Raw genomic sequence first — 22094 nt, 5'->3', positions numbered from 1 at the left:
ATGGCGAGATCCGCACGGCCCCCGCCCGCGGGCTCGGTCAGCCCTTCGTCAGTCGAACAGGGTGGAGGAGTTGACCAGGTCCATGTACCGGTCCCAGTCCCAGTGCCGTCCGGGGTCGGTGTGGTCGGCGCCGGGGACTTCGTTGTGGCCGATGATGTGGTCCCGGTTGGTGGGGATGTCGTACGTGCTGCACAGGTACGCGGTGAGCCTGGCCGAGGACTCGTACATCTCGTCCGTGAACCACGAGGGATCGTCCACCCAGCCCTCGTGCTCGATGCCGACGCTGCGCGTGTTGTAGTCCCAATTGCCCGCGTGCCAGCCGACGTCCTTCTCCCGTACGCACTGCGCGACGTGCCCGTCCGACGAGCGCACCACGTAGTGGGAGGACACTTTGCGGTCCGGGTCCTGGAAGATCGCCAGGGTGTCGGCGTACGTCTCCTGCGTGACGTGCACGACGACGAAGTCGACCGGGTAGGTGCCTGGGCGGCCGGACTCCGTGTAGTTGGACCGGCTCGCCGGGACCCACTCGGCGCGCGGATAGTCGAACGGCCGGACCCGATGGCGACGCGGCTCGGCGGCGGCGCGGTCCGCGGGTAACAGGGTGCCGCCGATCAGCGTCCCGGCGGCGAGCGCCGCACCCTGGAGCAGACGGCGTCTGCTGGGGAGGTGCCGTGGATGATCCATGGGCTGGCCTGCCTTTCTGAGGTCGGTGGGGGTGCTCATGGGGAGACGGGCCCCAGCGTGGCTGCCGTCTCGCGCAGTCGGGCGTGCAGGCCGCGATAAGTCTCCCGGGCGGGCAGCCACTTCTTGCGCAGCTTCGCCACGCACGTGTAGTTGGTGTCGCAGACGTTGGCGAGCGGCGACTCCACGATCTGCGTGACGAACTGGTACGCGTCGAGCTCCGCGAAGCCGTAGTCGCGCACCAGCCAGTGCACGAGGTCGAGTTGGGAGATCCGGAAGGCGTCCTCGAGCGGCCGGGCCGAGCCGGTGGAGATGAGGTGGGTGTCCGATTCGAGCCGTGGCCAGGGCGTGGCCACGTCCTTGAGGAGGTCGACGATCACGACCGTGTTCATGGCGCACTCCACGGCCACCCCGCAGGTCTCGCCCTCACCCTGCCGCGCGTGCCCGTCGCCGAGGCTGAGCAGCGCGCCCTCGACATTGACCCCGAGATAGCAGGTGACGCCCGCGCGCATCTCGGGCGTGTCCATGTTGCCGCCGTGCGCGTCCGGCACCAAGACGAGCGGACCTCCAGATTCGCGGGTGCGACACCGACGGTGCCGTGCATCGGATCCAACGGCAGGTCCAAAGAGAGGGCGTTCTCGTGCGCCGTGAACCGGGCGGTGCGGCGGACCCGGTCGAGCTCCCAGATCCACACCCGCTCGGGCAGCGGCTGTTGCAGCGAGGCCGTGCTGTGGGTGCTGGTGAGCGCGCCGAACAGCGGGATGGTCGTGGACGCCGCCCAGTCGCGCGCCGGTTCCACGGAAACGAAGTGCACGGCCACCGTGTCGCCCGGCTCGGCGCCCTCCACGTAGAAGGGACCGGTTTGCGGATTGACGTACGGGAATTCACAGACCTCGGAAACCAAGTCCTTCTCGGACCGCACCCGGCCCGCGAAGCAGTCCTCGGTCCACAGGTCGAGCACAGTGCCCGGCGCGATCCGGGCCACCGGCGGCACACCGCCGAACGTCCAGGCGTAGGCGTCGGGTTCGGGCCGTACCGTCAGAATTCTGGGCTCGCTGCGCCGGCTCATCGGGGTGGTGCTCCGCTCTCTTCGAGGCGAACGGGTGACCGGGGCCCCGGACGTCGTCCGAGATGGGGGCCTTACTACGTGGTACCCGAGCAACGTCCCTCGTCACACCTGCACTCCCAGGCTGATGTGGGCCGACATGAGAGCGATGTGCCGCGCGGCGGGCGGAGGAGTCCGACGACAGGGCCGGGTTACGCGAACGCCGCCGGGTCGTCGAGCACCGCGCGTACGACCGAGTGGGCCGCGCCCAACAACGGGCCTTCGGAGCCCAGGTGGGACACGGTGACCGTGACACCGGTCTCGTCGCGGCCGTGCCGGTCGTCGCCCGCCGCCCGCGGATGCGCGGTACGACGCCCCAATTCCCGCTCCACAGAGGGCAGCAGCCACGGCGCGAGCCGGGACAGGGCGCCGCCGAGCACCACGGTCCGCGGGTCGAGGAGGTTCACCGCCCCGGACAGGGCGATACCGAGAGCGCTCCCCGCGCCGCGCAGGGCCTGCCGCACCCGCGGGTCGCCGTCCGCCGCGCGCTCGGCGAGCCGCTCCACGGCGCGCTCGCCGGGCGGCAGTCCCGCGGCCCGGAGCACCGCTTCCTCGCCCGCGTACTGCTCGAGACAGCCCCGGCCGCCGCAGCGACAGACGGGACCCTGGGGACGTACCGGCACGTGCCCCAACTCGCCCGCGAAACCGTGGCTTCCGCGCAGCAGCCGACCGTCGACCACGACCGCCGCGCCGATGCCGATCTCCGCCGAGACGTGCACGAAGTCGCGCGGCGCTGGGTCGCCGCCGAGCCACAGTTCGGCGAGGGCACCGAGGTTGGCCTCGTTGTCGACACTCGCCGACAATGCAGCCAGTTCGGGAGGCTCGTCGGAGGCGGCGCCGGATGTGCCGGTGAGGTTGAGGCTGAGGCTGTCGCGCAGTGCGGCCACCGGGTCGACGTCGGTCCAGCCGAGGTTCGGGGCCCGTACGACCGTGTGTGTGTCCCGGGCCACGAGGCCGGGCACGGCGACCGCGAGCCCGGCGGGCCGCAGCCCCGCGTCGCGGGCGGTCGCGGCCGTCTCCCGTACCAGATGGGCCAGTTCCTTGAGCACCTGCTGTGGATCGCTGCCGCGGTGATCGCCCCGTACGGCGGTCCGGGCACGCACCCGGCCGCGCAGATCCACGGCCAGGACGGCGAGCCGGTCGACGCCGATCTCCGCGCCGATCCCGACCGGGCCGTGGTCACCGATGCCGAGCGCGCTGCCGGGACGGCCGACCGTACCGGGCCGGTCCGGGCCCAGCTCGACGAGGAGACCCGCGCGGATCAACGAGTCGACCAGGGTGGACACGGCCGCGCGCGTGAGCCCGATCCGGGCGGCCACGGCGGCCCGCGAGAGCGGACCCTGGGCGGCCACGGCATGCATCACGAGGGAGAGGTTGCGCCGCCGGATGCCCTGCTGGGTGTTGGCCGGGTCGTGGCCGCCACCCGGAAGCCCGCCGGGCAGTCGGGGCATTGCTATCGCCTGTTCGGGGGCGGTCGGTCCGGATGCGGTGGGCCCGGGGGCGGTCGGTTCGGGGGTGGTCGGCGCGGATGCGGTCGGTCCGGATGCGGTCGGTCCGGTTCTGGTCAGCTCGGACGAGGTCGATTCGGACGAGGTCGATTCGGACGAGGTCATGCCGCGCCGCCCGCGTGTCCGAGCAGCGGCTGCGCGTCGGAGAGCAGCGCCTCGATCCGGGCCAGGGTCTCCTCGTCGCGGGGCACCGGCTCCAGGAGCGGCCCCTTGGTCGTGCCCCAGCGCCGGGCCACCGCCGCCGGGTCCTCGCCGGTCAGGAGCCCGGCGGCCTGCGCGGCGGCGCCGAGTGCCACCAGTTCGCGGGCCTCGGGGATGCGCACCGGGCGCCCGGAGAGCCGCCGTACCGTCTCCTGCCAGGCCCGGCCCCGCGCCCCGCCACCAATGAGCACGAGCGGTGCTACGTCGGCGCTGTCGGCGGCGCGGTCCGTCGATCTGTCTGTGGCGGACGCCCCGGCGCCAGGGCCAAGGACCAGACCCAGGGCCCGGAGCAGCATGAACACCGCCCCGTCGTACGCCGCCTGTAGCACCTGCCCGCCCGTCGTGTCGTGCCGCAGGCCGTGCAACAGGCCCGAGGCACCCGGCAGGTTGGGCGTGCGCTCCCCGTCCAGGAACGGCAGCAGGCCGACGGAGCCGCCCGGCTCCACCGCCTCGCGGTCCAGGCCGAGCAGCGCGGCCACCTTGTCGACGGCGAGCGTGCAGTTGAGGGTGCAGGCGAGCGGCAGCCAGTCGCCGCGCGCGTCCGCGAACCCCGCCACGGTGCCGGTCGGGTCCGCGGGGCGCTCCGGCGAGACCGCGTACACCGTGCCCGACGTACCGAGCGACAGGACCGGCGTGCCGGGGCGGAGGCCGAGGCCGAGCGCGGCCGCCGCGTTGTCGCCGGTGCCCGCCGCCACCAGGACGCCCTTGGCGAAGGGTAGTTCGGGCAGTCGGCGCACCGTGCCCGCGACCTCCCCGGGCCGCACCACGCGGGGCAGCAGCGCCGGGTCGAGCCCGACCATGTCCAGGATTCCGGTGTCGTACGACTCCGAGGGCGCCGCCCACCAGCCCGTGCCGGAGGCGTCGCCGCGGTCCGTGGTGCCCTCGCCGGTGAGCCGCTCGGTGAGGTAGTCGTGCGGCAGCCGCACGGCGGCCGTGGCGGCTGCGGCCTCGGGCTCGTGCTCACGCAGCCAGGCCCACTTGGTCACCGTGAACGCCGGTGCGGGCACGCTGCCGATCCGCTCCGCCCACGCCTTGCCGCCGCCGAGGTCGGCGATGAGGCGCTCGCTCTGCGGCGCCGACCGTACGTCGTTCCAGAGCAGCGCCGGGCGCACCGGGCGGTGGTCGGTGTCCAGCGTGACGAGGCCGTGCTGCTGCCCGCCGACCGCGACCGCGGCCGCCTCGTGCGCGGCCGGACCGCACTGGCGTACCGCCTCGACCAGGGCGTCCCACCACTGCGCGGGGTCGCTCTCATGGCCACCGCCGGAGCCGCCCGCGCCGCCCGCGCCGCCCGCGGCGATCGAGCGCACGGTGTGCGGCGCCTGGCCACTGGCCACGACCCGGCCGGTGGCCGCGTCCACGACCAGGGCCTTCGTGGACTGCGTGGAGCTGTCCACACCGACGACGAGGGGTCCATCGGCTGCTGCCATCAGCGTCTCCGTTCGGTACGCGGCCTTCCCTGACGATGGCCCCGGATACTAATTTGTAAATCGCCATGACGAAATAGGTGTGCCGCAAGCACGCCCGAAAGCCCACCGCACGGCCCACAGCGGGCGCCCCCGCAACCGGAAGAAGGAGCCGCATGTCCTATCAGCCCAGCCCCGAGGACAAGTTCAGCTTCGGCCTGTGGACGGTCGGCTGGACCGGAAGGGACCCCTTCGGGGAGGCGACACGCGCCCCGCTCGACCCGGTCGAGGCCGTGCACCGGCTCGCCGAAATCGGCGCGTACGGCGTCACCTTCCACGATGACGACCTGATTCCGTTCGGCGCCCCGGCCGCCGAGCGTGAGGCCGTGGTGAAGCGGTTCCGGCAGGCCCTCGACGCCACCGGTCTGACCGTCCCGATGGCCACGACGAACCTGTTCACGCACCCCGTCTTCAAGGACGGCGCGTTCACCGCCAACGACCGCGACGTACGCCGGTACGCGCTGCGCAAGACGATCCGCAATATCGACCTCGCCGCCGAGCTCGGGGCGCGCACGTACGTCGCCTGGGGCGGGCGCGAGGGCGCGGAGTCCGGCGCCGCCAAGGACGTACGAGCCGCCCTCGACCGGATGAAGGAGGCCTTCGACCTGCTCGGCGAGTACGTCGTCGAGCAGGGCTACGACCTACGGTTCGCGATCGAGCCGAAGCCGAACGAGCCGCGCGGCGACATCCTGCTGCCGACCGTCGGCCACGCCCTCGCCTTCATCGAGCGCCTGGAGCGGCCCCACCTCTACGGCGTCAATCCCGAGGTCGGCCACGAGCAGATGGCGGGCCTGAACTTCCCGCACTCCATCGCCCAGGCCCTGTGGGCGGACAAGCTCTTCCACATCGACCTCAACGGCCAGTCGGGCATCAAGTACGACCAGGACCTGCGGTTCGGCGCGGGCGATCTGCGGGCCGCGTTCTGGCTGGTCGACCTGCTCGAATCCGCGGCGTACGAGGGCCCGCGGCACTTCGACTTCAAGCCGCCGAGGACCGAGGACTACGCGGGCGTGTGGGCCTCGGCCGCGGGCTGTATGCGCAACTACCTGATCCTGCGGGAGCGTTCGGCCGCGTTCCGTGCCGATCCGGACGTCCAGGAGGCGCTGCGCGCCGCCCGCCTGCCCGAACTGTCCCGCCCCACCGCCGAGGACGGCCTCGCCGCGCTGCTCGCGGACCGCGGCGCGTACGAGGCCTTCGACCCGGACGCGGCGGCGGCCCGCGGCATGGCCTTCGAACACCTTGACCAGCTGGCTATGGATCACCTGGTGGGGGTTCGGGGGTGAGGCCGGAAGTGTGAAGGGTGTCGCCCGGCCACCCTTCACACTCCCAGTGGTGGGGCCGCTTCAGTCTGGCGCCGGACCGGCCCGTCACTCACCCCCGACGGCCGCCGCAAGCGCCCCCGCGGGGTCGAGGGTCGCCGGGCCCGCAGGGGTCCACCGGCCCCGCTCCTTCCGGTAGGGCCACCAGCGGCCGTCCCGGCCGAGGCGGAGCTGCGCGTCGGCGCCGATGACGGTCCACCGGTTGCGGGCGGCGCGCAGCCGGGGCCGCTCGTCCTCGTCCCAGCCCGCTTCGAGGGCGGCACGCGCGCGTGCGAGTGCTTCCGTCGGAGGCGTCCATTCCTCATCGAGTACGTCGAGAGCGGCGGCACCGCCGAACTCCCAGGCGCGCACGGCACGGGCGAGGCCGTCGCGGTCCCGCCCGGCGGCGTCCGCGAGCCGTACGGCGATCCGCGCGGGCACGGCACGCGCCGCCGCCCCCGTTTCTTGTCCGGCCTCCTGCCCGGACTCCGCGGCGAGTCGTACCGCGTCCTGCTCCAGCGTCGGCGCGGGCGCCACGGGCTTCTCGGCGTGGCCCGGTGCGAGTGCCGCGGCCAGCGTGCGGTGCGCCGTCGCCGCCGCACGCGCGGTGAGGAACTCCAGCGCCTCGATGTCGATCCCGGGCCCGGGCGGCGTCTCCGTGTCCAGGGACGGCTGCGTGCCCGGGGCGTCGGGCAGCGGCGGAAGCGCGGGCAGTGGGGGCAGGACGGCACCGGTCGCGTACGCCTCGTCGGCCGGGACGCCCGCGTCCCATCCCGTCGCCTGCCCGGCTCCCGTACCCGTAGGGGCGCCGGTTCGGGAGGCGTCGCCAGAGGCCGAACCGCCCCCGGCCGCCCCGTCACCGTCCAGCCCCGGGTCCGCCGTCTCGTCCCGCGCCGCGCGGGCCACGCTGCGCACCTGGAGCTCGTCAAGGAGCGCCCGTTCCCCGCGCCCGCGCAGCAGGAGCAGGACGAACGGGTCCTGGTCGAGCAGCCGCGCCAGCTGGTAGCAGAGCGCCGCCGTGTGCCCGCAGTGATCCCAGGCGCCGCAGTCGCACTCCGGCTCCAGATCGCCGATGCCCGGCAGGAGTTCGATCCCGGCGGCCGCCGCGTCCTCCACCAGGTGCGGCGGCATCTCGCGGTCCAGGAGCGCCGCGATATGCCCGGCCCGGTCCACGGCCATGTCCAGGAAACGGTCCCACTCGTCCTCGGACAGTCGCTGGAGCAGTACGTCGGACCGGTGCGGCATGCGGTCCCGGCCCTCGACGACCGCGGTGATCCGCCCTGGCCGCACCGACACCGCGCCGACCGCGCCCGAACGGGCCAGCCTGCGGCCCGCCTTGAGCTGCGCCGAGTCCAGCGCCGTGTCCTCCAGGGCCTTCAACCACGCCTGTCCCCACCAGCTGGTGGCGAAGCCGCGGCCCCGCGCGGGCGGCAGCGCGGCGAACGTGCGCTCGTCGTGCCTCTCGTCGTACGCGTCGCTCATCGGGCGCCTCCTCGCAGCTCCACCAGATCGGCCAGGGCCTCATCGGACAGTTCCGTCAGTTCGGTCACGGCGGACTCGTCCGATCCCAGTACGGCGTCCGCGAGATCCTGCTTGCGCGTCAGCATGTCGGCGATCCGGTCCTCGACCGTGCCCTCGGCGATCAGCCGGTGCACCTGCACGGGCCGGGTCTGCCCGATGCGGTACGCACGGTCCGTGGCCTGCGCCTCCACGGCCGGGTTCCACCACCGGTCGTAGTGCACGACATGCTCGGCGCGGGTGAGGTTCAGACCCGTGCCCGCGGCCTTCAACGACAGCAGGAACACGGGGACTTCGCCCTCCTGGAAACGGTTCACCATCGCCTCGCGTTCCCGCACCGGCGTACCGCCGTGCAGAAATTGGCTCGGCACCCCGCGCGCCGCCAGATGCCGCTCGATGAGCCGCGCCATGGCGACGTACTGCGTGAAGACCAGAACCCCTGCCCCCTCGGAGAGGATCGTGTCGAGCAGTTCGTCGAGCAGCTCCAGCTTCCCGGAACGACCCGCCACGGTGGGGCGTTCCTCCTTGAGGTACTGCGCCGGGTGGTTGCAGATCTGCTTCAGACCGGTCAGCAGCTTCACGATCAGACCGCGGCGCTCCATCCCGTCGGCGGCCGCGATGGCCGTCATCGTCTCGCGCACCACCGCTTCGTAGAGACCGGCCTGCTCCGTAGTGAGCGAGACGGTGCGATCCGTCTCGGTCTTGGGCGGGAGTTCGGGTGCGATCCCCGGGTCGGACTTGCGACGGCGCAGCAGAAACGCCCGCACCAGCGCGGCGAGCCGCTCGGCCGCCGCCGGGTCCTGGCCGCCCTCCACGGCCCGCGCGTACCGGGTACGGAACCGGCCGAGTCGGCCGAGCAGCCCGGGCGTCGTCCAGTCGAGGATCGCCCACAGCTCGGTGAGGTTGTTCTCCACCGGGGTGCCGGTCAGCGCCACGCGCGCGTGGGCACTGATCGTGCGCAACTGCTGCGCCGTGGCGGAGTACGGGTTCTTGACGTGCTGTGCCTCGTCGGCGACGACCATGCCCCACCTGACATCGGCCAGTTGAGCGGTGTCCCGGCGCATCGTGCCGTACGTAGTAAGGACGAACTCGCCCGCGGCCAGGTCGTCGAGGCGGCGCGAGGCACCGTGGAAGCGGCGCACCGGGGTCCCGGGCGCGAACTTCTCGATCTCGCGCTGCCAGTTGCTCATCAGAGAGGTGGGGCAGACCACCAGCGTGGGCCCGGCGGACGCCTCGTCCTCCTGACGGTGCAGATGGAGAGCGATCAGGGTGATCGTCTTGCCGAGCCCCATGTCGTCCGCGAGGCACCCGCCCAGACCGAGCGACGTCATCCGGTCCAGCCAGGTGAGGCCACGCAGCTGGTAGTCGCGGAGCGTCGCGGCGAGCGCGTCCGGCTGCGCGAGCGGCTCCCCGGCCTCCGGTCGCGCGAGCCGCTCCCGAAGAACGGCCAGCCACCCCGTCGGTTCTACGTCGAACCGGCGCCCGCCGACCTCGGTGCTGCCGGTGAGCGCGGCGCTGAGTGCGTCGATGGGGGAGACCTTGTGATCCTGCTGCGCACGCGCGCGTAGCGCCTCTTCGGGGTCGATGAGCACCCATTGGTCACGCAGCCGCACCAGGGGCCGGTTGGCCTCGGCGAGCCGGTCGAGCTCGGCGCGGGTGAGCTCCTGACCGCCGAGCGCGAACCGCCAGTTGAAGGCGAGCAGCGCGTCGGCCGACAGCAGGGACGGCGCTCCGGACCCGTCTCCCGAGGTGTAGAGCGCGAACCGGCCCTCACCGTCGCCGTCCCCGCCGCTGTCCGCGCCGAAGGGGTCGCTTCCGTAAGGGCTGCTTCCGTAGGGGGCGCTTCCGTAGGGGTCGGCTGCGGCGGAATCCGGCGGGCCGATGACGGCGCGCGCGGTCAGCTTGCGGGCCAACTCCCGAGGCCAGTGCACCTCGACGCCCGCACCGGCGAGCGTCCGCGAGGCTTCGCCGAGCAGCTCGGTGACGTCCTCGTCGGCGAGCTCGACCGCGTCCGGCACGGCGGCCGAAAGCAGCGGCGTGAGCGGGGCCCAGGCGCGCGCCGCGCGGCGCAGCGCGAGCAACGCGTCGAGCCGGCTGCGCGGCCCGAAGGCATCGGCGCCCGCCCCGGCCCACACCTCGGCGGCGTCGGCGACGACGGCCGGGTCGCTGACGCTGTGCAACTGAAGTACGGCGCGGAACGACGGCACGGCCGCCGCAGGTGCCCCGTCCGCTTCTGCGCCGTCCGTTGTCGCGGCGTCGGCGGCCGACAGGCCCAGCACCTCGACCCGCAGCGACAGGCGTACACCCGCGTCGTGCCCGGCCGCCACATCGGCGGCCCACGCCCGCTGCTCGGGGATGTGCTGCGGCGGCCCGGCCGCGAACGCGTCGTGCCCGGCGGCCAGCGGCCCGGCCGGGCTGCGCGGTAGGGCGTCGGCCACCGCGTCCAGGAAGGCCCGGAGCAGCCGTTCGGGCTCGTGCAGCCGCAACGGAGCCGGTTCTTCCGGCCGCGCTTCGTCCGGTCGTGCTTCGTCCCGTGGATCGAGTCGGTCCAGCGGTACAGCGTGCGCGTGTGGCGGCATCGCCGCGGCCAGGTCGCGCAACCGGTCCAGGTCGTCCCCGCCGAGGGGCCCCGCGCGCCAGGCGTCGTAGCCGTCCTCCGAGAGGCCGGGAAGGAGCAGCCCCCGGGCCAGCAAGTGCAGGGCGAGCACGGCGGCGCTGCCCCAGAAGGCGGCGGCCGGGTGCGCCCCGTCGACGGCACGCGCACGCGTGAGCACAGCCAGTGCCGTACCCACCGGCAGGACCAGGGCGGGCACCCGGACCCGCTCGACCCCTGCTGACCCCTTGGCCCCGGGCAGGGCCACGGTCAGCTCCTCGACTGTGCCGCCAGCCGCGTCGGGCGGCGGCTCGCCGTCGGCATGCCAGAAGGCGACGCGTCCGCTACGGGCAGGGTCGCCGGGCATGAAGACGGCGGAGCAGCGGGAGAGTTCGACGATCTCGGACGGTGTTGCCACGGAATGCCTGCGCACAGAAATGGAGGTTCCTCAAATTTGACTACCGAACGGAGCGGCCGAGGGTACCTCACTCGCAGACCCTCCTGGAAGTGATCGCTGTGTGAGCCCAGTCACGGCCTGTGTGGCTCAGGGTTTCTAGGGGACCGACATCAGGGTTGTCTCAGGGTCCAGACTGGAACCAGGGCGAGCGCGGCCCCGTTCTCAGAGCAGAGCGGTAGCAGCCGCGAAGGAGGCGACAGTGATGACAAGAAACGCGAAGATCGCCGTCGGAGGCGTGGCGGTCGGCCTGATCCTGTGGATCTGGCTGCCTCTGTGGGCCGTCCTGCTGATCGTCGTCGGCGTTCCGGCCGTGGCCTACCTGACCCTCGACCCCGCGCAGCGCCGCAGACTGCGCCGCGTCTCGCGCAAGGAGATAGGCCACTGAAACCGGCGGCCTGAGCCGCCCGGACCCGGCGGATCCGGCAGTCCCGGCGGATCCGGGCGGGCCGGTGCGGTCGGCGCGGCCGTTGGTGCGGGCGGGCCGGGGCAGTGGCCCCAGCCGGCCGGAGGTGCTGGGGCAGGTTTGGCGCGCGCGGTTCAGGACGGGCGTACGGCCATCTTGTCCAGGGCATCGAGGAGGCCGGGCAACTCCGGCCCTCTGCCCACCGGAAGGACCTCGCCCGGCACCTCGTCGAGCAGGACGAACGCGATGTCGTCGGTCCTGGCCACCAGCGACCAGCCGGGGCCGTCGGCACGCAACGTCCGCGCGTCCTCGCTGGCGAAGGCCGAGCGCACCCGGCCGAGTGGCGGCGGGTTCTCCGTGTAGCCGCGGGCCTCGTCGAGCACCCGCCGAACACCGTCGTACGCCTGCGGGCCATGGGGAGCGTCGGCGTCCCCGGAGGCGTCGGCGTCCTCCGGTGTGTCGGTGGCGTCCGCGGACCCTGCGGGATCTCCGGTGCCCGAGAGGTGCTCGGTGCTCGAGCCGTCCTCGGTGCCCGAGGCCCCCGCTGTTCTCGGTACGCCCGTCTCCGTCCCAGTCCCGGCCATCGGCGGCGTGGGACCCCTCGTCCCCGCCTCAGTCCCGGCCCCCGCCGTACCTCCCGTCTCCATCTCACCAACGGACACGAAGTCCGCGTCATCGACCTCTGCCCGCCAGGCCGCCCACTGGAGGGCGACCTCGTCGGCGCCGAGGCGCCGCTGGGCCGGTCCCCACACGCTGGTGTCCGGTGGGGTGAGCAACCGTCGGCCGCCCTCGTCGTCGGGTTCCGGCTCCGGGTCGTGGGGCGCGGGCACGCCGGGCGCGGCGACGGCGAGGGACAGCGGCCAGCCGGGCAGCGCGGCCACCACGGTTCGCTCACTGGGGGACAGGTCGTACTCCATGCCGCAGTCCCACGCGGCGATGGCGACGGCCACGAGGGACACATCGTCGACGACCACGGTCCACCGTGCGCCCAAGCCGTCCTGGCCGAGCACCAGACCGTAGCCCTCGGCAAGCGGAGCGAGGCCGAGCGCCGCACACGCCTCCGGGTAGTCGTCGCCGAGCACGCTCGGGAACTGCGCGGGCGTCAGAAGCACCGCGGTCAGTACCAACAGCGCGTCGTCATCGGCGACTTCCTCACCCGTCCCGGCCATGTCAGCCTCCCCATCGGTCGCATCCGTCGGCGCACCTTAACGAGCGAGTAACCGGCCAGTCGAGGGTTGACGACGTCAGCCCTCCCGGACGGCAAGGGCCAGGAACCGGGCATCCTCATCTACGTACGACGTCATCCGCCAGCCGGAAGCGGCGAGCAGCGGGCGGAGATTGGCCTCGGCCCGCAGGTCGTCCGGGGTGATCTGGCGGCCCTGGCGGGCGGCGAGGGCGGCCCGGCCGATGGGATGGAAGAGCGCGAGGCGCCCGCCGGGCCGCACGACACGCGCCAACTCGCCCAGGTCATCGGCGGGTTGCGGCAGATGCGAGATCAGTCCGGCGCCGAACACGGCGTCCAGACAGGCGTCGCGCAACGGCAGTCGGGACACATCGGCGAGCAGCAGCCGCGCGCTGCGGTCCCGGCCCGCACGCGCCGCCTCGGCCAGCATGGCGGGCGTGAGGTCGAGGCCGAGCACGGTCCCGTCGGGCCCCACCGCGGCCCGCAGCACCGGCAGCGCCCGCCCCGTCCCGCAGCCCGCGTCGAGCACGACGTCACCTGGGCGCAGGCCCAGCGCGGCGACCCCGCCCTCGAACGCCGGGCCGTCCTCGGGGAAGCGCCTGTCCCAGTCCGCGGCGCGGGCGGCGAAGAATTCACGGACTCGGTCGGGGTCGTGGGCCCGGGTGGGGTCGTGGGCTCGGCTGTGGTCATCGCTCATGCCTGCATGATCTCGCAGCCCGCTCATGGAGATCCAAGGGCGGTACGGGGGGGCGGTACGGGGGTGCCGAAACCCCCTGGTCCGCTAGTCCGCAACCCCCGCTTGCGCGAGCACCTTCTTGATCCGTACGCGCACGACGAGTTCCCCCGGAACGCCATTACGGGCGCCGTACTCCTCGGCGCGCTCCTCACCCATGTACCGGGCCGCGATCCGGGTCGCCCAGTCCCGCACCTCGCCGAGGTCATCGCTCAACTCGGCCTGCCCGCGGAGCACCACGTACGCGTATGGTGGCCGGTCGTCGTCCACGCAGAGCGCCACGCGCCGGTCCCGCGCGATATTGCGCCCCTTGACGGTCGACTCCCCGGTGTTGAACACCAGGTCATCGCCGTCGAGCAGAAACCAGATCGGTGCGACGTGCGGGGAACCGTCGGCCCGCACGGTCGAGAGCTTCGCGGTCCGCGTCCCGTGCGAAACGAAGGCGCGCCATTCGTCCTCAGTCATCTTCCGTGCCATATGCCCATCCTGTCTTGCTCGTACGGCACAGGTGGGGAAGGCTGGCGGTCAATGGTGGAACGGGGAGGTCCGAATCATGGCGCAGAACACGGGACTTGGCTGGCTGCTCGACGACTTGACGAAACGCGTCGAACACGTACGGCACGCCCTTGTGCTCTCCAACGACGGTCTGGTGACCGCGTCGAGCAGCGAACTCCAGCGGGAGGACGCCGAGCACTTGGCCGCGGTCTCGTCCGGCTTGCACAGCCTGGCCAAGGGCTCGGGTCGGCACTTCGGTGCCGGGCATGTACGCCAGACCATGATCGAGTTCGATGATGCGGTGCTCTTCGTGACCGCCGCGGGCGACGGCAGTTGCCTGTGCGTGCTCAGCACCGCCGGCGCCGACATCGGCCAGGTCGCGTACGAGATGACGCTGCTCGTCAACCGCGTCGGCGAGCACCTCGGGGTCGACGCACGGCAGCCGGGCCGCACGCCCGTCGTCGACTTCTGACCGCCGTGGTACGCGCCTGACCTGCACGAACCCCTACTCGGCCGCCGTCGGTCGCAGAGTTATCCACAGGCCGAGCGGGGGATTGCGGAACGGGCTACGGTCTTCACCGAGAGTAATCGGCAGTCAGCGAAACTCACGGGGGAGACACCGATGACAGCATCCATCACGGCATCCACGGCGAAAGCTACGGAAGCCACGGAAGCATCCACGCACGACCTCACGACGGGGCCGACGACGGCCACCGACAAGGACGTTGAACAGTTCTTGAGCCCGGGCCGTGCCGCCCGCGCCCTGGAACTCAAGCGCGGCGAACTGACCTTGGCGATCCAGCTCGGATACGTCCGCACCACCGGAGCGGAGCGCACCGACGACCGACCCGACGACCGGAGAACGGACGGCGTGGCCCCTGCCGCCCGCAGCGTCCCCCGCTCCGAAGTCGACCGGCTGCGCGCCGCGGACGGCTTTCCCGACACTCTGCGTGAGCGCGTCACGCTGGTCGGCACCACGGCGGGTGCGGCCCTGATGGGCATCACCAAGGACCGGTTCACCAAGCTCGCCCGGGTCGGCCTGTTGACCCCGGCGAAGTTCTATCTGAACCGGTACCGGGCAGTGGTCTGGCTCTATCTCGCGGACGACGTACGCCAGTTCGCGGACGCCCACCCCGCACTCCTCACCGGCCGGACCCCGGAGGACATGCGCCGCGAGCTGAACGCCGGAGAGGACAAGCGTGCCCGCAACTGGCGCGGCCGCCGCGCGGGCCAGCTGCTCCGCCTGGCCGAAGGCCCCTGGCAGCGAGCCGGAGTTCTGGCCGCGATGCTCGACCCGGTGCAGATCGCCGAGCTGGTGCCCGACCCGTACGAGCGCTCGTATCTGCACCGTCTGCGCCCCGAACCTACCTTCAACCCGGCAGGCCCTTTCCCTGCCGCGGAGTCGATCGCGGCCCGGGTGCTCTTCGCCGACGACCCGGACGAGATCAGCTGGCTGCGCTCAAGCCTGACCGCGGAACTGGCCGAGGCCCGACACACCACCCCCGCACCCCGCCCACGAGCGACACCTCCCACACCCGGACCGCGAGCCACACCTCCCGTCCCCAGCCCACGAGCCACGGCTCCCGCGTCCCACGGGAAAGTCCCAACTCCCGGGCACCGAACGGGAGGCACAGCCCTCAGCCAGCCGACGCGCCCCCTCGTGGCGCGGCCCGCCGAGGCCTACCCTCCACCGCCCCGAGGTCTGCTCGGCCGACTGATCCGCGGCCCCAGGGGACGTCCTCGGGGCGGGTAGGGGAACTGGTCGGCCCCGAATCGTGGCGGCCTGCACAGCGACGTGGCTCAGGTCGAGGCGCCTCAGGCGGGGCGCACGGCAACGGCGTCGATCTCGAAGAGCATGCCCGGCAGCGCAAGCGACGCCACACCGACGAGCGTCTGTGCGGGCAGCCGCTCGCCCCAGGCGGCCTTGAGGTGCCTGAGGAGGATCCCCAGCTTCTCCTCGTCGTGCTCGACGATGTACGTACCCAGGCGCACAACGTCTCCGAGTCCGAGTCCCACGGACTCAAGCGCCGTACGCAGGTTGGCGATCGAGCGCTCCACCTGGGCGTCGAAGTCGGCCGATACGACCGACCCGGTGTCGTCGGAGGCGTATTGCCCGGCGATGAAGACCTGCTCGCCCGGTGCGGAAACGACGTGGCTGTAGCCGAAGCCGGAGGGGTCGTGCAGGCCTGCGGGGTTGGTGATGGCGATGGTCATGAAGTGCGGGGTTCCTTTCGGTGTGCGGCGGTCACCAGGGCGGCGACCAACGGAAGAAGTGCGCCCGCGGCGATGACCGCGGTGGGGGAGAGGGCGTCGATCAGGCGGCCGCTGACCGTGGCTCCCAGAGCGATGGACAGGCAGAACACGGCGACGTTGAGAGAGGTCGCCGCCTCCACGTCCCGAGGCGCTGTGGCCAGGAACCAGGACCGCAGCCCGACCGAGACGCATCCAGAACTCCCCCTAATTCCCCCTGGCAGAGCCCCCAGTGCAAGGAGCCCGTTCGATGATGCGTCCTTCGTTGTTCCCGCGTTCCCGCGTACCAGTGTCGTTCCCGTGCCCCAGTGCCCCCGAGTTCCAGCGACTCTGCCTCAGCTCAGCCGTTCGCGAACCAGCGCCGAATCGCTCCCGGTGCCCCGGGCGCCCGCTTCTCGGCGCGCTGCCGGACGTCGTCGACCGTGCACGAGGCCAGCTCCTTGCGCCAGGCCAGCTCCGCGTGGGACATCACCTCGGCGAAGGCGCACGGCAGTTGGTAGCTCTCCGGCGCGCCCGCCCCCGGTCCCTGCTGGCGGATCTCGGCGCAGCGGAACGCCTCGTCCGGGCCCTCGATGGCGGCCACGACGTCCATCAACGTGATCCGGCTCAATGGCTTGGCGAGCCGGAAGCCTCCCTTGGGGCCGGGCGTCGAGGTGACGATCCCGGCGCGGGCGAGCGCCTGGAGCTGCTTGTTGAGGTAGGCCGCGGGCAGCTCGTGATAGGCGGCGAGCCGCGCGGCGGGGACGCAGTACTCATCGCCGATCCAGGCGAGATTGAGGCAACTGTGCAGCGCCCATTCCACGCCCTCGTTCATTCTCATATCCGGATACTAGATATCCAGGATCCATCGATGCAAGAGCTCGGCTTCGCGATGCCAGGCAGCACGTCGAGCACGACCGCCTCCGAGCGTCACGCAAGGGCAAGGGCAAGGGCAACGGCAACCGCAACGGCAACCGCAACGGCAACCGCCACCCCCGCCGCCACCGAGTGTCCGTGCTCAGGAAACCGTCTCGTCGAGGTCCCGCGCGTAGTGCTCAATGGCCGTGCGGTACGCGGCGATTGCCGGGTCCGTGCTGGTCGTCGCGAGCAGGGTGAGGAGGAGTTCCATCGCCTCGTGGGGGCGGCCGGTGTTGTACAGGGCCATGGCCAGGAACGTCTTGAGCGCTCCGTCGTCCGGGAATTCCGCGGCCGCATCGCGGAGGGTCGCCACGGCCTCGTCGTACCGTCCGAGGATGCGGTAGGTGGAGCCGAGCCCGAGCAGGGCCCCTGCCCGGTCCGCGGGCGTGAGGCCGGGGCGGTCCAGGGCGCGCCGGTAGTACGGCACCGCCTCGGACTCGAGGCCGAGTACGTCGTGCGCCCAGGCCGTCTGGTAGGCGATCTCGGCGTCGTCCGGGAACCGCTCGGCCAGGGCCACGAGCCGTTCCCGCGCCTCTTCACGCTGCCCGGCCCCGCGCAGCCGTACCGCATCAGCAAGCAACCGCGCCCGTTCCTCCGGAGAGTTCATGTCCGTGCCCGTCGCCACCACCGTTCCCCCCCAACCACCGTCATCGCCTCACTACCCGCACCGCCCGACCACCTTCACGCTCCAACACCGTCCCCGTCCAACACCGTCGCACCGGAGCCCTCTCATGACCCGATGCTGCGGAAGAGACCCTCCTGTACGACCGAGACGAGCAGTTGGCCCTCCCGGTTGTAGATCCGGCCCCGGGCCAGGCCGCGGCCGCCGGTCGCGATCGGGGACTCCTGGTCGTAGAGGAACCACTCGTCGGCGCGGAACGGCCGGTGGAACCACATCGCGTGGTCGAGCGAGGCCATGTCGAAGCCGCGCGGGCCCCAGAGAGGCTCAACGGGGATGCGTACGGCGTCGAGCAGGGTCATGTCGCTCGCATACGTGAGGGCGCAGGTGTGGACGAGCGGGTCGTCGCCGAGCGGGCCGACCGCGCGCATCCACACGGCGCTGCGTGGCTCCGCGTCCTTGACCTCCTCGGGCGTCCAACGGAGCCGGTCGACGTAGCGAATGTCGAAAGGCTGACGCCGAGCCATCCGCTCCAACTGCTCGGGCAGCGCGCCGAGATGCTCGCGGATCTCGTCGGCGACCTTCGGCAGCGACTCGGGGTCGGGGGCGTCGAGGCGCGGCGGCAGCTGGTGCTCGAAGGTGCCCTGTTCCGGCTGATGGAAGGAGGCGGTGAGGTTGAAGATGGTGCGGCCCTGCTGCACCGCGGTGACCCGGCGGGTGGTGAAGGAGCGGCCGTCACGGACTCGTTCGACCTGGTAGACGATCGGCACCCCGGGCCGACCCGGGCGCAGGAAGTAGGCGTGCAGCGAGTGCACCGGGCGGTCGCCCTCGGTGGTGCGGCCCGCGGCCACCAGGGCCTGGCCCGCGACCTGCCCGCCGAAGACCCGTTGTAGGGACTCCTGTGGGCTGCGGCCGCGGAAGATATTGACCTCGATCTGCTCCAGGTCGAGTAGGTCGACGAGTCTCTCGGCTGGGTTGGTCGTCATACCGCGTACTCCTGAAGGGTGTTCACGTGGGTGAGGACGAGTCGAGTGGCACGGGAGGCGGGGTGGGGGCGGGGCCTTGCGGGTGTGGGGGCGAGGGGTGGGGAGGGGGAGGGGGAGAGCCCCCGGGGGGGCGGGCCCCCTAGTGGAACGCCCGCGCCCCCCCGTAAAGCCCCCTCAGAGCTGCCCCACATCAGTAACCCGAACAACCGCACGCCCCTCTTCATCGGAGGCCGCCAGGTCGACCTCCGCGCTGATGCCCCAGTCATGGTCGCCGTTCGGGTCGGCGAAGGTCTGGCGGACGCGCCAGAGGCCGTGGTCCGGGTCTTCCTCGATGGAGAGGAGCTTCGGGCCGCGGGCGTCGGGTCCGGTGCCCAGGTCGTCGTACTCGTCCCAGTACGCGTCCATGGCGTCGCCCCACGCGTCCGCGTCCCAGCCGGACTCGGCGTCCAGCTCGCCGAGTTCCTCGACGTGGTCGAGGGCGGCGAGTTCGACGCGGCGGAACATGGCGTTGCGTACCAGGACGCGGAAGGCGCGGGAGTTGGCGGTGACCGGCTTGACCTGGTCGGCCTTCTCCTGGGCCTCCTCGGCGGTCTCCACCTCCGGGTTGGCGAGCTGCTCCCACTCGTCGAGGAGCGAGGAGTCGACCTGCCGGACCATCTCGCCGAGCCAGGCGGTGAGGTCCTCCAGGTCCTCGGACTTGAGGTCGTCCGGGACGGTGTGCTCGAGGGCCTTGTACGCACCGGCCAGGTAACGCAGCACGATGCCCTCGGTCCGTGCGAGCTCGTAGAAGGAGGTGAACTCGGTGAAGGACAGGGCGCGTTCGTACATGTCGCGGATCACCGACTTCGGCGACACCGGGTGGTCTCCGACCCACGGGTGGGACTTGCGGTACACGCCGTACGCGTGCCAGAGCAGTTCTTCCAGCGGCTTCGGGTACGAGATGTCCTGGAGCCGCTCCATCCGCTCCTCGTACTCGACGCCGTCGGCCTTCATCTGGCCGACCGCCTCGCCGCGTGCCTTGTTCTGCTGGGCGGCCAGGATCTGCCGCGGGTCGTCGAGCGTGGACTCCACGACCGACACCATGTCCAGGGCGTACGAGGGGGATTCGGGGTCGAGCAGGTCGAACGCGGCGAGCGCGAACGTGGACAGCGGCTGGTTGAGCGCGAAGTCCTGCTGCAGGTCCACCGTGAGGCGCACGATGCGGCCCTCGGCGTCCGGCTTGTCGAGTCTTTCGACGATGCCGCCGTCGAGGAGCGAGCGGTAGATGGCGAGGGCGCGGCGGATGTGCCTCAGCTGGTTCTTGCGCGGCTCGTGGTTGTCCTCCAGGAGGCGGCGCATCGCCTCGAAGGCGTTGCCCGGCCGGGCGATCACCGACAGGAGCATGGTGTGCGTGACGCGGAAGCGGGAGGTGAGCGGCTCCGGTTCGGAGGCGATCAGCTTCTCGAAGGTGTTCTCGGTCCAGCCGACGAAGCCCTCCGGGGCCTTCTTGCGGACCACCTTGCGGCGCTTCTTCGGGTCGTCGCCCGCCTTGGCGAGGGCCTTCTCGTTCTCGATGACGTGCTCGGGGGCCTGGGCCACCACAAAGCCCGCCGTGTCGAATCCCGCCCGGCCCGCGCGGCCCGCGATCTGGTGGAACTCGCGCGCACGGAGGACCCGCACGCGGCTGCCGTCGTACTTGGCGAGAGCCGTGAACAGGACGGTACGAATAGGGACGTTGACGCCGACGCCGAGCGTGTCCGTACCGCAGATCACCTTGAGCAGGCCCGCCTGGGCGAGTTTCTCCACCAGGCGCCGGTACTTCGGCAGCATCCCGGCGTGGTGGACACCGATTCCGTGCCGTACGTAACGCGACAGGTTGCGGCCGAACTTGGTGGTGAAGCGGAAATTGCCGATCAGGTCGGCGATCTGTTCCTTCTCGGCCTTCGTGCACATGTTGATGCTCATCAGCGACTGCGCGCGCTCGACGGCCTGCGCCTGCGTGAAGTGCACGATGTAGACGGGCGCCTGCTTGGTCTCCAGGAGCTCGGTCAGGGTCTCGGTGATGGGCGTGAGGCGGTATTCGTACGAGAGCGGGACCGGGCGGGTCGCCGAGCGGACCACCGATGTGGGACGGCCGGTGCGGCGGGTCAGGTCCTTCTCGAACATCGAGACGTCGCCGAGCGTGGCCGACATCAGGATGAACTGTGCCTGCGGGAGTTCGAGCAGCGGGATCTGCCAGGCCCAGCCGCGGTCCGGCTCGGCATAGAAGTGGAACTCGTCCATCACGACCTGGCCGATGTCCGCGTGCTTGCCGTCGCGCAGTGCGATGGACGCGAGGACCTCGGCGGTGCAGCAGATCACCGGGGCGTCGGCGTTCACGGAGGCGTCGCCGGTGAGCATGCCGACGTTCTCGGTGCCGAAGAGCTTGCACAGGTCGAAGAACTTCTCCGACACCAGGGCCTTGATCGGCGCCGTGTAGAACGTGACCTTGTCCGCGGCCAGCGCCGCGAAGTGCGCACCCGCCGCGACCAGGCTCTTTCCGGAGCCGGTCGGCGTCGAAAGGATCACATTGGCCCCGGAGACCACTTCGATCAGGGCCTCCTCCTGCGCCGGATAGAGGGTGATCCCCTGGTCCTCGGCCCAGGAGGAGAAGGCGTCGAAGAGGGCATCGGGGTCGGTGTCCGGCGGGAGCTGATCGATAAGGGTCACCCCTCCATCTTGCCTGTCCGTCCCCCGGATCGGGGAACCGGCCGAACGCACGAAGATCACGACCGCTACGCTGTGCCGTCGATCCGCGGACGGTCGGCGTACCGCCCGGGCATCAACGGGGCGTCGACACAAGGGGAATGGGGCGGAGCACGGCCATGATGGGTCCAGCACACTCACTGTCGGGAGCGGCGGCCTGGCTGGGGGTGGGGGCGGCGGCCGCTGCCTCGGGCCACGCCATGCCTTGGCCGGTGCTCGTCGTCGGCGCGCTGATCTGCGCGGGCGCCGCGCTCGCCCCGGACCTCGACCAGAAGTCGGCGACCATCTCCAACTCCTTCGGGCCGCTCTCGAAGGGCCTGTGCGTGGTGGTCGACAAACTCTCCTTCGCGGTCTACAAGGCGACCCGCAAGCCCGGTGACCCCAGCCGCCGCGGCGGGCACCGCACGCTCACGCACACCGCCGTGTGGGCGCTCCTTCTTGGTACGGGGTTCGCGGCGGCGGCGATGTTCGGTGGCCGCTGGGCGGTGCTCGGCATCCTGTTCGTGCATCTGACGCTCGCCATAGAAGGGCTGCTCTGGCGGGCCACCCGCGGTACCTCCGCGTCCGTCCTGGTCTGGATGCTCGCCGCGACCAGCAGCTGGATCCTCGCCGGAGTCCTGGACCAGCCGGGCAACGGCTCCGACTGGTTCTTCACCGGCGCGGGTCAGGAGTACATGTGGCTCGGCCTGCCCGTGCTGCTCGGCGCGATGGTGCACAACATCGGCGACGGTCTCACGATCTCCGGCTGCCCGATCCTGTGGCCGCTGCCCATCGGCCGTAAGCGCTGGTACCCGGTCGGCACCCCGCGGATTCTGCGGTTCCGGGCGGGCAGCTGGGTCGAGGTGAAGGTGCTGATGCCGGTGTTCATGGTGCTCGGGGCGGTGGGCGCGGTGGGTGCGCTGAACGTCTTCTAGCGAGCGTCTTCCAGCTGATCGTCTGCCACCTGATCGTCTTCCAGTAGAACCGAAAGGCGAGTCGCG

19 protein-coding genes and 1 pseudogene are annotated in these 22094 nt (G+C 71.8%); 5 read left to right on the top strand and 15 right to left on the bottom strand.

Translation table 11 applies throughout. The features are described 5' to 3' along the window. Positions 1-48: 48 nt before the first annotated feature. The 4 genes and pseudogenes from ACWD10_RS20565 to xylB form a co-directional block, all read right to left on the bottom strand. Positions 49-684 carry an N-acetylmuramoyl-L-alanine amidase gene (locus tag ACWD10_RS20565; RefSeq protein ID WP_451093025.1) on the bottom strand — a complete coding sequence of 212 codons (636 nt, stop codon included), beginning with the start codon at positions 682-684 and terminating at the stop codon, positions 49-51. Positions 685-719: 35 nt separating this feature from the next. Then, positions 720-1750, bottom strand: a pseudogene (locus ACWD10_RS20560) (acetamidase/formamidase family protein). A 188-nt stretch (positions 1751-1938) separates the two neighbouring features. Beyond that, positions 1939-3237: an ROK family protein gene (locus tag ACWD10_RS20555; RefSeq protein WP_451092916.1), complete on the bottom strand. Its 1299-nt coding sequence runs from the start codon at positions 3235-3237 to the stop codon at positions 1939-1941. Between the two features lie 158 nt (positions 3238-3395). Beyond that, on the bottom strand, positions 3396-4922 hold the full coding sequence (gene xylB, locus ACWD10_RS20550; RefSeq protein WP_451092914.1) for a xylulokinase: 1527 nt from the start codon (positions 4920-4922) through the stop codon (positions 3396-3398). A gap of 152 nt (positions 4923-5074) precedes the next feature. On the opposite strand from xylB, the gene xylA reads away from it, so the two are divergent. Then, positions 5075-6241, top strand: coding sequence for a xylose isomerase (gene xylA, locus ACWD10_RS20545; protein WP_451092912.1), 1167 nt, complete (start codon positions 5075-5077; stop codon positions 6239-6241). Between the two features lie 84 nt (positions 6242-6325). Here xylA and ACWD10_RS20540 read toward each other — a convergent pair whose 3' ends face one another. Beyond that, positions 6326-7738: an SWIM zinc finger family protein gene (locus tag ACWD10_RS20540; protein ID WP_451092910.1), complete on the bottom strand. Its 1413-nt coding sequence runs from the start codon at positions 7736-7738 to the stop codon at positions 6326-6328. After that, the gene (locus tag ACWD10_RS20535; RefSeq protein ID WP_451092908.1) at positions 7735-10800 is read right to left on the bottom strand and encodes a DEAD/DEAH box helicase; all 3066 of its coding nucleotides are present in this window, start codon (positions 10798-10800) and stop codon (positions 7735-7737) included. The genes ACWD10_RS20540 and ACWD10_RS20535 overlap by 4 nt, the downstream gene beginning before the upstream one ends. 226 nt (positions 10801-11026) lie before the next feature. Here ACWD10_RS20535 and ACWD10_RS20530 point away from each other — a divergent pair, with 226 nt between their 5' ends. After that, positions 11027-11209, top strand: a complete 183-nt coding sequence (locus ACWD10_RS20530) for a hypothetical protein (protein WP_451092906.1) — start codon at positions 11027-11029, stop codon at positions 11207-11209. A 152-nt stretch (positions 11210-11361) separates the two neighbouring features. Here the strand turns inward: ACWD10_RS20530 and ACWD10_RS20525 are convergent, their stop codons facing one another. From ACWD10_RS20525 to ACWD10_RS20515, 3 genes are all read right to left on the bottom strand, one after another. Next, positions 11362-12396, bottom strand: a complete 1035-nt coding sequence (locus ACWD10_RS20525; protein ID WP_451092904.1) for a hypothetical protein — start codon at positions 12394-12396, stop codon at positions 11362-11364. A 75-nt stretch (positions 12397-12471) separates the two neighbouring features. Further along, positions 12472-13107: a class I SAM-dependent methyltransferase gene (locus ACWD10_RS20520; RefSeq protein ID WP_451092902.1), complete on the bottom strand. Its 636-nt coding sequence runs from the start codon at positions 13105-13107 to the stop codon at positions 12472-12474. Between the two features lie 84 nt (positions 13108-13191). Further along, the gene (locus ACWD10_RS20515; protein ID WP_451092900.1) at positions 13192-13620 is read right to left on the bottom strand and encodes a PPOX class F420-dependent oxidoreductase; all 429 of its coding nucleotides are present in this window, start codon (positions 13618-13620) and stop codon (positions 13192-13194) included. A 76-nt stretch (positions 13621-13696) separates the two neighbouring features. Here ACWD10_RS20515 and ACWD10_RS20510 point away from each other — a divergent pair, with 76 nt between their 5' ends. Together ACWD10_RS20510 and ACWD10_RS20505 are read left to right on the top strand one after the other, a co-directional pair. Then, positions 13697-14110 carry a roadblock/LC7 domain-containing protein gene (locus tag ACWD10_RS20510; protein WP_451092898.1) on the top strand — a complete coding sequence of 138 codons (414 nt, stop codon included), beginning with the start codon at positions 13697-13699 and terminating at the stop codon, positions 14108-14110. A gap of 150 nt (positions 14111-14260) precedes the next feature. After that, positions 14261-15391: a DUF6397 family protein gene (locus ACWD10_RS20505; protein WP_451092896.1), complete on the top strand. Its 1131-nt coding sequence runs from the start codon at positions 14261-14263 to the stop codon at positions 15389-15391. A 62-nt stretch (positions 15392-15453) separates the two neighbouring features. Here the strand turns inward: ACWD10_RS20505 and ACWD10_RS20500 are convergent, their stop codons facing one another. The 6 genes from ACWD10_RS20500 to ACWD10_RS20475 form a co-directional block, all read right to left on the bottom strand. Then, a complete protein-coding gene (locus ACWD10_RS20500; protein ID WP_451092894.1) occupies positions 15454-15852 on the bottom strand; it encodes a RidA family protein in 399 nt (132 codons plus the stop codon). Continuing rightward, positions 15849-16031, bottom strand: coding sequence for a hypothetical protein (locus tag ACWD10_RS20495; protein WP_451092892.1), 183 nt, complete (start codon positions 16029-16031; stop codon positions 15849-15851). Before ACWD10_RS20495 ends, ACWD10_RS20500 begins: the two co-directional genes overlap by 4 nt. Before the next feature lie 197 nt (positions 16032-16228). After that, on the bottom strand, positions 16229-16702 hold the full coding sequence (locus ACWD10_RS20490) for an RrF2 family transcriptional regulator (RefSeq protein ID WP_451093023.1): 474 nt from the start codon (positions 16700-16702) through the stop codon (positions 16229-16231). Between the two features lie 183 nt (positions 16703-16885). Further along, entirely contained in the window at positions 16886-17392 is a 507-nt protein-coding gene (locus ACWD10_RS20485; protein ID WP_451092890.1) for a tetratricopeptide repeat protein, read from the bottom strand. A 122-nt stretch (positions 17393-17514) separates the two neighbouring features. After that, positions 17515-18390: an acyl-CoA thioesterase gene (locus tag ACWD10_RS20480; RefSeq protein ID WP_451092888.1), complete on the bottom strand. Its 876-nt coding sequence runs from the start codon at positions 18388-18390 to the stop codon at positions 17515-17517. Positions 18391-18564: 174 nt separating this feature from the next. Then, positions 18565-21078, bottom strand: coding sequence for a DUF3516 domain-containing protein (locus ACWD10_RS20475; protein WP_451092886.1), 2514 nt, complete (start codon positions 21076-21078; stop codon positions 18565-18567). A gap of 155 nt (positions 21079-21233) precedes the next feature. Between ACWD10_RS20475 and ACWD10_RS20470 the strand changes: the two genes are divergently transcribed. Beyond that, positions 21234-22028 (top strand): metal-dependent hydrolase, encoded by a 795-nt coding sequence (locus ACWD10_RS20470; RefSeq protein ID WP_451092884.1) that lies wholly within the window; start codon positions 21234-21236, stop codon positions 22026-22028. Positions 22029-22094 lie beyond the last annotated feature (66 nt).

It is taken from the genome of Streptomyces sp. NPDC002851, assembly GCF_053591935.1.
Note: the sequence above shows the minus strand (reverse complement) of the source record. Positions and strands in the feature narration are given on the sequence as shown.